The sequence below is a fragment of the Novosphingobium sp. JCM 18896 genome, from assembly GCF_025938095.1.
Classification (GTDB): Bacteria; Pseudomonadota; Alphaproteobacteria; order Sphingomonadales; family Sphingomonadaceae; genus Novosphingobium.
Map to the genome: position 1 here is coordinate 729754 of NZ_JAPCZF010000002.1, position 14102 is coordinate 743855.

At 65.4% G+C, this 14102-nt stretch carries 11 protein-coding genes; 3 read left to right on the forward strand and 8 right to left on the reverse strand.

Annotated features, from left to right (window positions below):
- Positions 1–120 precede the first annotated feature (120 nt).
- Both OLX23_RS09465 and OLX23_RS09470 read left to right on the forward strand, forming a co-directional pair.
- On the forward strand, positions 121–1662 hold the full coding sequence (locus OLX23_RS09465) for a class I SAM-dependent methyltransferase (RefSeq protein WP_264444651.1): 1542 nt from the start codon (positions 121–123) through the stop codon (positions 1660–1662).
- A 363-nt stretch (positions 1663–2025) separates the two neighbouring features.
- On the forward strand, positions 2026–2676 hold the full coding sequence (locus tag OLX23_RS09470) for a M23 family metallopeptidase (RefSeq protein ID WP_264444653.1): 651 nt from the start codon (positions 2026–2028) through the stop codon (positions 2674–2676).
- Position 2677: 1 nt separating this feature from the next.
- On the opposite strand, the gene OLX23_RS09475 is transcribed toward OLX23_RS09470, so the two are convergent.
- Positions 2678–4342: an ArnT family glycosyltransferase gene (locus tag OLX23_RS09475; RefSeq protein WP_264444655.1), complete on the reverse strand. Its 1665-nt coding sequence runs from the start codon at positions 4340–4342 to the stop codon at positions 2678–2680.
- A gap of 139 nt (positions 4343–4481) precedes the next feature.
- Between OLX23_RS09475 and OLX23_RS09480 the strand changes: the two genes are divergently transcribed.
- Positions 4482–5615 (forward strand): FkbM family methyltransferase, encoded by a 1134-nt coding sequence (locus OLX23_RS09480; RefSeq protein ID WP_264444656.1) that lies wholly within the window; start codon positions 4482–4484, stop codon positions 5613–5615.
- Here OLX23_RS09480 and OLX23_RS09485 read toward each other — a convergent pair.
- From OLX23_RS09485 to OLX23_RS09515, 7 genes are all read right to left on the reverse strand, one after another.
- Positions 5612–6997, reverse strand: coding sequence for a glycosyltransferase family 87 protein (locus tag OLX23_RS09485; protein ID WP_264444657.1), 1386 nt, complete (start codon positions 6995–6997; stop codon positions 5612–5614). The two genes, OLX23_RS09480 and OLX23_RS09485, sit on opposite strands and share 4 nt — an antisense overlap.
- Positions 6994–7383, reverse strand: coding sequence for a GtrA family protein (locus OLX23_RS09490; RefSeq protein ID WP_264444658.1), 390 nt, complete (start codon positions 7381–7383; stop codon positions 6994–6996). The genes OLX23_RS09485 and OLX23_RS09490 overlap by 4 nt, the downstream gene beginning before the upstream one ends.
- Position 7384: 1 nt before the next feature.
- Positions 7385–8341 (reverse strand): glycosyltransferase family 2 protein, encoded by a 957-nt coding sequence (locus OLX23_RS09495; RefSeq protein ID WP_264444659.1) that lies wholly within the window; start codon positions 8339–8341, stop codon positions 7385–7387.
- On the reverse strand, positions 8331–9425 hold the full coding sequence (locus OLX23_RS09500) for a hypothetical protein (protein WP_264444661.1): 1095 nt from the start codon (positions 9423–9425) through the stop codon (positions 8331–8333). The genes OLX23_RS09495 and OLX23_RS09500 overlap by 11 nt, the downstream gene beginning before the upstream one ends.
- Complete coding sequence (locus OLX23_RS09505; RefSeq protein ID WP_264444662.1) at positions 9422–11242, reverse strand: SLBB domain-containing protein; 1821 nt, start codon at positions 11240–11242, stop codon at positions 9422–9424. Before OLX23_RS09505 ends, OLX23_RS09500 begins: the two co-directional genes overlap by 4 nt.
- A 244-nt stretch (positions 11243–11486) precedes the next feature.
- On the reverse strand, positions 11487–12155 hold the full coding sequence (locus tag OLX23_RS09510; RefSeq protein ID WP_264444664.1) for an HAD family hydrolase: 669 nt from the start codon (positions 12153–12155) through the stop codon (positions 11487–11489).
- A gap of 7 nt (positions 12156–12162) precedes the next feature.
- Complete coding sequence (locus OLX23_RS09515) at positions 12163–14031, reverse strand: thiamine pyrophosphate-binding protein (protein ID WP_264444665.1); 1869 nt, start codon at positions 14029–14031, stop codon at positions 12163–12165.
- Between the last annotated feature and the right edge of the window lie 71 nt (positions 14032–14102).

A 14102-nucleotide genomic window follows, 5' to 3' on the forward strand; every position in this document is an offset into this window, starting at 1 on the left:
GCTGCTTCCAGCAGCCTAGCTTACAGAGCGGCGGGCTATCTTCGGATAGCCCGCCGTTTCCGTTTGCGCACAAGACCTTGGCTGGTATGCCTAGCCCTCGGCAAAAAATGAGGGATTGGCATGAGCGATTGGAATTCGGGCTACGTGGCCGACATCGGCTACACGCATGGTTTCTACCGCGAGCTGACCCCCGTCGTGCTCGAATTCGTCGCCACGTCGAAGGGCCTGCGCAGCCCCGACAGCGCCGGCGCCATCACCTATTGCGAGCTCGGTTGCGGTCAGGGCTATTCGGCCAATCTGCTCGCCGCCGCCAACCCGCATATCCAGTTCCACGCGACCGACTTCAACCCCGCGCACATCGTCGGCGCCCAGGCGCTCGCGCGCGAGGCGGGGACCGAGAACGTCCACTTCTACGACGATGCCTTCGCCGACTTTCTCGAGCGGCCCGAACTGCCGCAGTTCGACGTCATCAGCCTCCACGGTATCTACACCTGGATCGCCGCCGAACACCGCGCGACCATCGTCGAATTCATCCGCCGCAAGCTCAAGCCCGGCGGCCTCGTCTACATCTCCTACAACTGCCTGCCCGGCTGGTCCCCCGCCGCGCCGATGCGCCACCTGATGTACCTCCACGGTAAGGCCCAGGGCGGCCCCACGATCGGCCGTCTCGATCCCGCACTGGCCTTCATCGAGAAGATGATCGGTGCCGAGGCCAAGTATTTCGTCGCCAACACCGCGCTCAAGGCGCGCCAGGAGAGCCTGACCAAGCAGAACAAGAACTACCTGGCCCACGAATATCTCAACGACGCCTGGACCCTGTTCTACCATTCGGACGTCGCCGCCGAACTCGGCGAGGCTAAGCTCGGCTATCTCGGCTCGGCCAATGTCCTCGATCACATCGATGCGGTGAACTTCACTGCCGATCAGAAGGCGATCATGGACGGCATCACCGATCCCATCCTGCGCGAGACCGTGCGCGACTACATCGTCAACCAGCAGTTCCGCCGCGATGTCTTCTCGAAGGGGGCGATCCCGCTGACCGACAGCGCCCGCCGCGAGGCCTGGCTCGAACAGCGCTTCGCGCTGACCGTCGCCCGCGCCGACGTCTCGATGAAGATCCGCGGCGGCATCGGCGAGGCCGATCTCCACGCCGACGTCTACGCCCCGATCCTCGACGCCCTCGCCGCCGGCCCCACCACCGTCCGCCAGCTGGTCGATGGCACGCCCGCGGTTGCCGCGCTCGGCTGGAACCGCCTGGCCGAGGCGCTCGTCATCCTCGTCGGCTCGGGCCAGGTCCAGCCCTGTCTCCCCGCCCGCGGCGACGCCCAGCGCAAGAAGCACACCAAGGCCTTCAACTCGGCCGTGCTCAAGCACGCGCGCGACAACGCCGATTTCCAGAACCTCGCCTCGCCCGTCACCGGCGGCGGCATTCCCATGTCGCGCTTCCAGCAGCTGTTCCTTCTCGCCCAGGAGCAGGGCCGCAAGACCGCCGACGACTGCGCCCAATTCGCCTGGGACGTCCTTCAGGCCCAGGGCCAGGCGATCCTCAAGGAAGGTAAGCCGTTGAACTCCCCCGAGGAAAACCTCGCCGAGCTCAAGAGCCAGGCCGCCACCTTCTTCGAGAAGATCATCCCCCTCCTCCGCCAGCTCCAGATCGTCTGACCGAATCCAATTCCTCCCCGAGCTCGCTCGGGGAGGGGGACCATCCGCAGGATGGTGGAGGGGCACCCTTGCCAAACCCAACCTCCGCTCCCCTCCGCTCATCCTGAGCCTGTCGAAGGATGGTGGAGGGGTAGCGGTCTCGCGCAACCTCCGCTCACCCTGAGCTTGTCGAAGGGCGGCCCCATCCCCTCCGGAACCCGTCCCCGGTCGCCGCGTGGTGGCATGCGGGCGGTGTCCGACGGTCGCGGCACGGTTGCGAGGCGATCGCCCCGTTCCCCTCCCGTTCCACCGCCGCAAAACTCGGAAATCCTTGCATTTACGGCGCAAATGCGGCTTGGAATGCAGCTTAACTCCGGAACTTTCATGACCGCATTCTCTCCCCTCGCGAGCGCTGCCGGGCTCCTGCTTCTCGCCGCCGCGCCGCTCAAGGCAGCCCCGGAAAAGCCTTCCGAATCAGCCATTTCTGCCGATTCCAAGGGCTTCGGCGATGCCCAGTTCGAGCGGATGATGCAGGGCTGGCACACCGCCCCCAGCCCGGTCCCCCAACTCGCCGCCCTGCTCGACGCCGCCCCGAAAAAGTCCCTGAATTCAACCCCTTCCGCTCACCCTGAGCCTGTCGAAGGGGTCGCGCCGAGCAGTGCCCCGCTCGCACATTTCCGCCAGACCAGCGCTTTCGGCTACCGGCTCCATCCGATCCTCGGAATCATGAAGAATCACAAAGGCATAGACCTCGCCGCCGCCGAGGGTACGCCGATCCGCGCCACCGCCGACGGCACCGTCACCCGCGCCGCCTGGTCGGGCGGCTACGGCCTGATGGTAGAGCTAAACCACCGAAATCACACCGAAACCCGCTACGGCCACATGTCGCGTTTGGCCGTCAACCCCGGTGAACGGGTGACCAAGGGCTCGATCATCGGCTACGTCGGCTCGACCGGCCGCTCGACCGGCCCGCACCTCCACTACGAGGTCCTCGTCGACGGCCGCGCCGTCGATCCCAGCGCCTATATGCGTTGAATTAGCGCGAGAATTTCACGATCCGCACCACCGGTCCGCCGACCTTGCCGGCTTCGGGAACGAAGCTCGCGACCAGTGTCCCCCGCGCCATCAGCGTCCGATAGGCCGCCGCCTCCTCGGGAAAAGCCTGGCTTTCCGCGGCATAGCGATCCGCCTGCGTCAAAATCGCATAGTCCGCCGCGCAGGACCCGCGCTTGTCCGCGGCGACCGTGCCGTAGTCGATATTCGTCCGCGATCCGCGCCCCGATTGCACCGTCGAGAGCTGGATCTTGCCGCCGAGCGTTGCCCGCGCATCGATGCAACCGACGGAACCGAAAGGAAAAAGGAAATGCCAGGGGCGCGGTAGCAGGTCGAAGGCGAAATGCTCGAGCAGGATCGTGCTGCCCGGCGCGACATGCGCCTCGGCCCAGCGCGAGGCCCGCTGTCGCGTATCGTTGAGCCGCGCCCGCGCATCGCTCTCCGTCCGCAGCGCCAGCGGCACGAGGATCGCCAAGGCTACCATTGCCATCGCCACCCGCGCGAACGGCTGCGGAAAGGCGCAGATGCGGCGCGCCAGCGACATGAAGGCCACCGCCGCGGCAATCGCCAGCAGCGGCATCAGCGACAGCACCCAACGCTCCCACACGAGGTTCTGCACGCAGAGAACCATCGCAAAGCCAAGAACCACCGGCAGGACCACGAAGGCGGCTTCGCGCCGCCGCGCGATGATCGCGAGACCTGCGGCGACGAAGCCGAGCCCTAGCCATCCCAGCCCCGTGGCGAGCGGGCCGGCTAGATACCACCAGGCATTTTCCCAAGGCGCGCCACCGGTGGCGCCAAGATGACGAACTTGCGCTTCGCCGTGCATGTTGCGCAGCGCGGTCTGGTGGTCGAGCAACAGGTAGGGCGAGATCAGAAATAGGAAGACCAAGGCGAGACTGCCGCACAGCGCAAGGCGGACAAGACCCTGCGATCGCTCGGCCGGATGCGCTGCACCGCGTGCAACCACTGCGCCGATCACCGCGAGCGCGGTCAGCGCATAGGGCCATTTGGTTGCCATCGCCGCCCCGAGCCAGACTGCGGCGAGCACGTAGTCGCGCCAGCGGTTCTCGCGCAGAATCCGCAGCGCCGCGAGCATGCCGAGCAGCATGAAGAAACAGGCCATCATGTCCGAACGAATGATCTGCGACCAAGTGACGTGAACCGGATTGACCGTCAGCAGCGCCGCCGCGGCGAGCGCCGTGTTGCGGTCGAACAACTCACGGGCGAGCCGATAGACCAGATAGATCGTTGCGACCGCGAAGACCGCCATCGCCACGCGCCCCGGCAGCAGGACCCAGCTGGGATCGGCGTAGATCGCATCGGCGAAGGACTCGATCGTCGGGAAGCGGCCGAGCAGATGGCCCAGGCCGAAGACGGCGATGGTCAGCACCGCGAGAACGTACATCGTCGTCGTCGCGGGATGGCCGAACCAGCCAGGGTTCAGCGTCGGCCCGCTCAGCATCTTGATCGCGCCGAGCTCGAAGGTCAGTTCGTCGGGATCGTTGAGCGCGGGTAGGCCGAAGGTGACGCTGTAGAGCCGGATGGCGAGCGCGAGCAGGAGAATGGCGGGAAGCGCCAAGGCCGCGATCGCACCGCGCGAAACCACCGCTGGCGCTGGACGATGCGAGGTCGCAGTGGTGCTCACGCCCCGCGCCTTAGCCAGCGGGCCATGGTCCTGCAACACGTATAATCGGACGCCGTGCCTCTCTGGACAGCGCCGGCATGGCGACCTAGCAAGTCCGTTCACCGCGGCGCCATCCGGCGCCGGCTAGCAGATCGCGCGCATGACCCAATCACTTATAAAGACAATCGAAAACGCCGCGAGCTGGGCCGACGAGCATCGCAGCGTGGAGGCCCTGCGCGCAGTGCTCGCCGAGCGCGGATGCTATGTCTATGGCGCGGGCGGCTACGGCCGGGAAGTGGCGGCGGCAGTTCGCGGCAAGGGCTATGTGGTCCATGGCTTTTTCGACACCTTCAAGGGCGGTGGCGAACTGGTCGACGGGTTGCCGTGCCGCCGGCCGGCGGAACTCGAGGGTGAGGCCGGGGCGGCGCTGATCGTCGCCATCAACAACTTCAAGGTACCGGTCGCGGAGGTCGTCGCGTGGGCGCGCGGCGTGCCTTTCGCGGAGATCATCTTCGTGGCCGAACTGCCCGACCTGCTCGGTCGCGAGCTTGGACATTACTGGCAGGGCGAACGTGGCCTGATCCGCGCCGAGGCGGACACGATTGCGCGCTTCCACGCCATGCTCGGCGATGCGCGTTCGCGCGAAATCCTCGAGCAACTCGTGCGCTTCCGCATTAGCGGGCGGCCCGAGGACCATCCCGAAGTCGATCGCGATCACCAGTATTTCCCCGTCGACCTGCCGCTGCCGCAAACGGCCATCAGCCTGGTCGATTGCGGTGCCTTCCCGGGTGACATGCTCGGTTCGACGGCCGGGGCGGGATTGCAGCTCGAGAACTGGTACGCCTTCGAGCCCGATCCCGCGAACTTTCGCCAGCTATGTGAGGTCGCCGCGGGCGGCGGGTTCAAGTCCGGCTCGCTGTTCCCTTGCGGTGTCGGTGATGCCACGGGCCTGGTCCGGTTCGCCGAAGGCGCGGCCGATGCCTCGCGCGCCATGGGTGAGGACGATGCCGGGGCGGGCGTGGTCGTGCCGATCGTTCGTGTCGACGATGTCGTCCACGCCGATCGCATCGATATGATCAAGCTCGACGTCGAGGGCTTCGAGGCGGCCGCGATCGACGGCATGGCGCGCCTGATCGGTCGCCATCGACCGCGGCTCGCCATCGCGATCTATCACAAGCCCGCCGATCTCTGGGAACTCGCCTTCAAGATCGACGGCATGTTTCCCGGCGGCCGCTATGCGATCCGCCAGCACGGATACAACGGTTACGACACGGTGCTCTACGTCGACTTCTAGGCGGTCGCGCGCGTCGGCGGCGTGATGCCCGGGAGCAGCGGTGCGTCGTGCCGGAAGCGATAGCGCTGGCTCCAGCCCTGCTTGCGGATGTCGTCCCACACCTCGCGGAGGGTTACCAGGGACAGCGCGAAGGGTATCGAATAGAAGAACAGCGGGCGGATGAACGGCCCGATCATGATGCTGTAGCTCGCGATCGCGGTGCGCGCCGGCAGGAAGGTGTCGCGGACGATCTCAGGCGCCTTGTCGATCGGAATGTCGAGCGGAATGCACAGGATGTAGACCATGAGGATGGCCCACTTGCGACCGAAGCCCTTCCAGGGTTCGAGCAGCGTGAAGAAGAAGGTCAGGATGACCGAATAGCCGCCCGATTCCGAGGTGATCAGCGCCAGCGATATGCCGAGGTTTGACAGGCGATAGCGAGTGATCGCTTCGGGTCGCATCCAGGCGGCGACCGAGGCGACGACGATCGTGGCCTGGACCGTGTGCTGCAATGCCGGCAGCAGGACGAGCAGGAAGTTCACCCAGTAGGAACCGAGGATTCCCATCAGCGGGCTCTGCCAGTTGTCGAGCAGCGCTTCGAGCGCAAGGAAGGTCGCCGGGAACCACACGTCGAGCAATTGGGACGCGCCGGTCGCTGCGAACTTGGTGATGTTCTCGTAGATCTCCATCGGCGTGCCGCGGCCGAGAATGGCATAGGTCGTCAGATAGACCGCGAGGACCGAGATGAGAGCCCCTTCAGCCCAGCGCCAGCGTCGCCGCAGGAGCTGCGGGATGATCGTGGCGATGACGTAGACCTTGAAGTTGACCGCAAGCCCGATGCAGAGCCAGCGCGCCCAGCTGGACTTGAGCAGCGGACCATAGCCGAGGACGACCAGAGTCAGCGTGGGAATGATCAGGTTGGCGTGTTCGAAGGCCTCGCTCGTCGGGAAGCCCGCAGCAAGCGCGAAGGCCCGCCAGGGGGCGGTCTTGCGGTCGTGCTTGGTATAGGCGAGCGCGATGACCACGATGTTGACGATGTAGACCACCTGGACCATCGCGACGCCGAGCCAGTCGCAGCTGCGTGCTGCGAGCCCCGCGCCGAAATCGCCGGCGGAGTTGGCGACGGGATAGCACTTGTCGAGGCTGAACAGGTCCAGGAAGACAAAGCTGAGCGGCGGATAGACCGCCCCATAGGTGTCGTAGCTACCGAGATCGTGCGCCCAGTAGCTGACGTTGAACCAGTCGCCCCACATGTCGAAGGGTTCGTAGAAATAGGGCTGCGGCAGCCAGCCATAGGTGAACATGTGCCAGACCGCGTGTGCGAGGGCACCGGCGATGACGATGCAGAACAGCGGCTCGAGCCAGCGGTTGACCGGGGTGAGCTTGCCGAAGAACTGCCTCATGCCGACTTCCGCACGAAGACGAGATGCTTGAGCGCGAAGTAGTTGACCACAGACACGATCACGGCGGCGACAAGGCCTGCCAGATAGGGGTTCGCGACGAACTGCGAGACGGCCCAGAGCGTCGCCAGGCCGGCGAGGTAATTGCCGGCATAGGAAAGTACGAAGCGTAGCTTGGCTGGTTGCGCATCGCGGAAGACGTGGCGGCTGTAGGTCAGGTAGTTGAACGCGACGCCCATCGTGTGGCTGATCAGCTGCGCGACGAACATGTTGAGACCGAGCCAGACCAGCAGCCAGTAGGCGCCGAGCCCGAAGGCGGTGTTGACGATTCCCGCCTGGTAGTAGCGCCAGAGTTCCGCCACGCGGGCGCGCGAGAGATTGGGCGCCACCTTACTCGTCCGAGGTGAAGTTGATCCGTTCGCGCTCGATCACCAGCGGTGTGCGGCGCGTGCGCTCGGAAATGATGCGCACATTGTCGCCCAACAGGCCGAGGAACCCAAACAGCAGCGCGAATTGCGCCTGCACGACGGCAGCGATGAACCAGCCGGCGATTGGTCGACCGAGGAAGAACGCAACGATCCCGCCCAGCAGCATCAATACGGTGAGTAGCGCGGCGATGGCGCCGATGTACATCGGCACGCGCAGTAGCCGCTTTGAGGCGCCCGTGAGCGAGGAAATAGCGAATTCGAGCAGCGCGAAGAAATCGTTCTTCGATTCGCCCGCGGCGCGCGGCGGCCGGACATAACCGATGGTCTCGAGCTTGAAGCCGGTCTCGACGAGCATGCCGCGGAAAAAGGGCTCGGGCTCCTCCAGCTGTCTCGTCGCTTCGACGACGCGTGCGTCGTAGAGGCCGAAGCCGGTCGCATTCGGGATCACCGGATAGTCGCCGAACTTGTTTGCGAGCCAGTATGACAGCGCGCGCATGCGGCCATGGATGAAACCGACCTTGTCCTCGGTCTGCCGCACGCCGAGGACGATGTCGGCACCCGCGCGCCAGCGTTCGATGAACTGAGGGATCATCTCGGGCGGATCCTGGAAATCGGCGCAGAGGCCGATCACCGCACGCCCGCGGCACTGGTAGATCGCATGGGTGGGCGAGCGCATCTGCCCGAAGTTCCGGGTGTTGACGATAAGTCTTACACGGGGGTCTCGCGCGCAAATCTCGCGAATGATCTCCACCGTCCGATCGCGCGAATCGTTGTCGATCATGACGATCTCGAAGCTCACGCCGCGCGGTTCGAGCTCGGCGATGGCCGCCGCGCAGATCGCCGCGGCGTTCTCTTCCTCGTTATAGCAGGGGATGACGACCGAGATGTCCGGCCGGGCCTGGCTGCCGTCAGCGCGCATCGGGGCGTGCCTCAAGCGGCGGCCGGAGCGTGTAGAATTCGATCGCTGCGGCCATCAGGATAAGCATTACGGTCAGCGCGACGAAGGTCACGTTGAATTGCCGCGTCGTGTCCACGAAAGGCGGTTCGATCACGCGCAGGTTGGCGGTGGCGGTGAGATCTTCGACCGAGGTGCCCTGCAGATAACGGCGATAGGCCTCGTAGAGCGACTGGGCGAGGGTCAGCTTGCGTTCGAGCTGGCGCGCGACCGTCGATTGCTCGACCACGCGGCCAACCGAATTCTGCTCGCTCGGATTGAGCGCCTGCTGCTGGGCGAGTTGCTGTTCGAGCACCGCGATCTGCGCGATGATCTGCTTGACGGCCATGTTATCGTCGGTGGCGAACTTGCGCGCCGTTGCCAGTTCGACCTGCTTGGCCTTGATGGCGGCTTGAAGTACCGGAATGCGCTCGCCGATCGATTCGATGGCGCGACGCGGATCGGAATAGCGCGTGTTGAGTCGGAACTGATCGTATTCAGCCTGCGCCTGATCGAAGTCGCGGCCGGCCTTTTCGACCAGTTCCAGCAAGACCGTGCGTTTGTAATCGGTCTGCTGCTTGTTGATGACGGCCAGGCGCTGGCGCACGCCTTCGGCATAGGCTTTGATCACCTGCTCGGCGAACCGGGGATCGCGTTGCTTCAGTTCCATCTGCACGATGCCGCCGCGCATCGAGCGGATCGAAACCTGCTGCTGCAGCCAGCGGTGTGCCTCCACCCGCGAAGACATGTTCAAGCGCTTTATCAGGCCCAACCGGTCGATGACCTGATCGCGAACCACCTTGCTGTTCGCGACGCGGAGCGTGATCTCGACTGCGGCCTGGTTGCCGAACACGCTGCTTGCGGCGCCGAGCTGGCTGAGTGCGCCGCTGAGGCCGAGCGTGCTGGGATCCGACGGCGCGACCGATACCGCGCTGCGATAGCGTTCGGGGAACAGCGACAGGATCGCCGCGATGACGATCAGCACGCCGAAGATGACGCGTCGGCGCAAGGGATTGGCGAAGGTCCGGCTGAGCGCGAGCGTGCCGACCATGCTGCGGCGCGGCGTCACTTGATGGCCGCCAGGGCAGCGGCGCTGACGCCCATCTGGAAGATGATCGTCGAGATCTCGCGAATCTTGGTCCACACCGAGGTCGACTGCGTCCTAACGGGCACGAAGATGACGTCGCCTGGCAGCACATGGGCATTCAATGCGCCGTTCCGCCGGGACAGAACCGAGCCGTTCGCCCGTACGACGAAGATGCTCTTTTTGTCCGCCGAGCGCATTGGGCCGCCCGCACGATCGATATAGGCCGAAACCTTCATCGGCCTGCCGGCGCGCTCATCGAGATAGAACGACGCGGGGCGATAGACCGAACCGAAGACGCCGACCGTCGTGGCCCGCGGCGGGATCACGATACGATCGTTGTTTTCCATCAGCAGGGTCTCAGGAACCGCCGTCGCGCTGGGCGGAATGTCGAGGACCACGCGGCCATCGGGTTCGGCTGCACGGAGCCGCTCGAGGACGGCGCGGGCACCGGCCAACTGGTTCGCCCTTTCGCCGGCATCCAAGGTCTGGCCGGCCGTGAGCGGCGCGGCCGCTAGCGACATTTCCAGCTGTTCGATCGCCTCGCGGAAGGCTTCGCGCTGCTGCACGCGAACCGAGTTGCGCTCGAGGCGGGTTCCGAACACGAAGGCGCGCGGGGTGGTCCCGCCGGCCTGGTTCATGATGTCGGCCATCGTGCTGTTGGCCGGGACGAAGTAGTTACCCGGCTTGTTCACCTCGCCCTCGATGCGCACGAGCACCGACTGGCCGGCGAGCGGGCGTTGCAGCGAGCCTTCGGACAGCACCTGAATGAGGTCGCCGCCCCTGACGGTCTGGCTGGCGAGTTCGCCCGCCGTGATCTGGATCGCGCCGCTCGAAGACAGGTCCGACGCGCGGTACAGCATCACCCGGGTTTCGTCGGCGAGGTTGTTCGGGCCGCCGGCGATCCGCAGCATGTCCTGCATGGTCTCGCCCGGCTTGGCTTCGTAGATCGCCTCTTCGTTGACGCTGCCGGTGATCGCCACCTGCTTGCCGAGCGGCGGGATGAACAGCACGTCTTCGTTCTGCAGGACCTGGTCGTTGCTGCGGTCACCGCGACGGACGAGATCGTAGAGATCGAATTCGCCGACAAGGTTGCCGCGCCGATAGAGCTGCACCGAGCGGAAGCTGCCGCCGGCCGAAGGGCCGCCTGCTGCGAGCACGGCATTGACCATGGTCGACAGGCTGTTGACCGAATAGGCGCCGGGATCGTTCGCGAAGCCCGTAACGTAGACGCGGATACCGCGCAGCTGGCGAACCGAAACGGTCACCTCGTAACCACGATACTGCCGCCCGATCGCGGCAGAAACGCGATCCTTGAGATCAGCATAGCGCACGCCGGCCAGCATCACCGAACCGATGCTGGGCAGGAAAATCTTGCCGTCTGTGTCGATCTGCCGCTCGATGCTGCCCTCGGTCGAGCCGATGAGCGAGATGGCGACCGTGTCGCCCACGCTGAGGATATATCCGGGCGGCACCGTCGCCGTGGCGGGCAGCGCATAGTCGCGATTGTCGGGCAGCAGCAGGCCGGCGCCGAAACGCGGCAGGCTCCGGCCCAGCGAATTCGCCACATAGCGTTCGAACTCGTTCGGCGGTGCGGCGGGCTTGACCCGGGGATTGGGCGAATTGCTGCTGACAGTCGGAAGGCTGGCGAGCCCATCATTCTTAATCTGGGTAGGGCTGATCGTTTGCGCGCTACCCGTAGGATCGACGTAAACGCTGGGAGGGGCAGAACTCGACGACCGGTTGTCCTGTTCGGTCTGGGTACGCTGGTTGGTCTGACTAGGGTCCAGCGGAGAGCCCATGGGCATATTGACTTGGGCGATTGCGACCTGAGCGGACACCAGCGAAATCAACACCGGAACGGCCACCGCGGTCCGCAACCAGGCACGCGAAGATCTGCGCGTCGCCGCCACGCTCAGGCGCTCATTACTAACATTCGCCATTGTACTCAGTTCCGTCCGATCCGTCTGGCTGTCGAGTGCGGCCGCTGGGCGTGCACCCCTATCCTGTCCACTCGCGATGTCTCGCGCAGCGCCGTCCCATCCATCATGCTTCTGGCTCTACCCGCGCCGCTAGCCCGCATTGCGCTACGAGCGGCGGCAGACCCGCGAAATCCCGGAAGCACATATGAACACCGAGCGAGTCCTTGTCCACCGGACCATAGCCGCCCTCGAACAGAAGGAACGGCATCCCTGCAGCCTGAGCTGCAGCGGCATCCACCATGCTGTCTCCGATCATCAACGCGCCGGCCCGATCGGTGCCGATTTCTGTAAGGGCATGAAGCAAAGGCGCGGGATCGGGCTTGCAGACCGTCAGCGTGTCGCCACCGACCACCACATCGAAGAAGCGGGTAAGATTCAGCTCGTCGAGAAGCAGCCGGGCCAGCCTCTCGGGCTTGTTGGTCACGATCGCGCAAGGGTGGGCCGCCAGCGCGGTCAGGCTATCGACGACGCCCGGGTAGATCGCGCTCGGATCGACCGGAATATCGGCGAGGATCGCGCGGAAGGCGGCGAGGTCTTCGGCGGGATCGCCTGCGACCGGTCCGAGCCCCTCGCGCACGAGCACCGCTGCGCCCTGGCTGACCAGCTTGCGAACGCGTGTGACGTCGACCGCGCCGCCGCCGCGGGATGCCGACACTTCGCCCAGCGCCAGGGCGATGGTGATCGCGCTGTCGACCAGCGTGCCGTCGAGATCGAAAAGCAGCGGCACCGGCATCGGCCGATCAGCTCATCAGCGGAATGATCATGTTGGCCTCGAGTTCCTCGCGCGGGAGGAACGGGGCGAGATCTTCGAGCGGGGCCGTGACCATCGTGCCGTCCTCGAGTTTCTTCGACGACAGCTTCGGCGCGAACTGCTGCGCCTTGTCGGTCATCACCTCGCAGATCGCCGGACCCTCGGCCGCGAGCGTGCGCGCGACGGCGTCGCGGATGTCGTCGTGGTCCGAAGTGCGCGTATAGGCGAAGCCGAAGGCGGCTGCGACCTTGCCAAAATCGGGGAAGGTCACGCCCGAATCCGGACCACAGCCCACCGAGAAGCCCTGGAAGTGGGCCTGCTGCGACTGGCGGATCGAGTGGTAGCCCGAATTGTTGTAGAGGAAGATTTTGGCCGGAATGCCCTGGCCTGCGATCGTCTGCAGCTCCTGCAGGTTCTGCATGATCGAGCCGTCGCCGGCCATGCAGATGATGCGCTTCGAATCTTTCGGCCCAGTATCAAGTTGGAGGGCATGCCAGGCGCCGATCGTTGCGGGCAGGTCGTAGCCCATCGAGGCCGCGCCCGAGTTTGAATAGAGCCGCTGGCCCTTCTTGAGCCGCGCCGCCTGGACCGTGACCACGGCCGCGGTGGCATCGGCCATGACGACGACCTCGTTCTCCTCGAGCTGTTCGAACAGCACCTCGGTGAAGCAGTAAGGGTTCACCACGCCCTTGGTATCCCAGTATTCGGGCAGGACGGGGTGATACTTGGCGCGGCGCTCCATGGCCCAGGCGACGTAATCCTTGTGCGCCGCCGGCGTCTCGTAGCCCTCGAGCGCGCGTTCGAGCGCAGGCAGGAAGTCCTTGAGATTGGCGTGGACCGGCATATCGATCGACAGGGTCGGCTTGGCCAGTTCGGCGGCGTCGACATCGACCATGATCTTCTTCGCGGCGCGCGCGAAGGAGGCGAAGTTGTAGCTGATCTGGCGGATGTTGAGCCGGCAACCGAGCACCAGCACGCAGTCCGAGTTCTGGACGGCGAAGTTGCCCGGGCGATCACCGACCGTGCCGGGGCGGCCGACGTAGAGCGGGTGGTCTTCCTCGACTAGGTCCTGCGCGTTCCAGGCGGGGGCGACGCCGACGCCAAGCTTCTCGCAGATGCGCAGGAAGCGGTCGTACTCGCCGCTGATGCGCACGCCGGTGCCGGGCAGGATGACCGGGCGTTCGGCCGCCTTGATCGCCGCGACTACCTCGCGCGCGGCGGCGTCGAGCGCGTCGCCGGTCAGCCAGCCGTATTCGGCGGGCAGGGCGAAGTCGCGGCCATAGCCTTCGCGCTTGGGATCGAAGCCGTGCAGGTCGTCGGTCTCGATCAGGGCAGACTGGACGTCGATCGGAATGTCGAGCCAGACCGGGCCGGGGCGACCCGTCTCGGCCAGCCACAGTGCCTTTTCGAGCAGATAGCGGATGTCGCGCGGATCGGTGACCATCGCCGCGAACTTGGTAATCGGCTTGACCATCGAGACGATGTCGACCTCCTGGTCGCCGAGCTGGCGCAGGCGGACGGGGGCATTGCTGGCCAGGGTCTCGCGCTTCACCTGGCCTGAGACGACGATCATCGCGATCGAATCCGTATAGGCGCCGTGCACGCCGTTCAGCGTGTTGATGCCGCCGGGGCCGGTGGTGACGTTGAGCGCGGCGAGCCGGCCCGAGAGGCGGGTATAGCTCTCGGCCGCCATGGCCAAAGCCTGTTCGTGATGACAGCAGACGTACTGCAAGCCTTCGACGCGGCCCATGGCATCGTTGAGATGCATGGCACCGCCGCCGGTGAGCATGAAGACGTGGCGCACACCGTGATCGTGCAGGCGGCGGGCGACATAGTCGGACAGGCGGACCTTGGTCATATACGCTCCCGAAAAACGCGAGGCTTCGCCCCGGATATGCCGGGTGCGTACGAGCGGCAAGCCCGATGGCA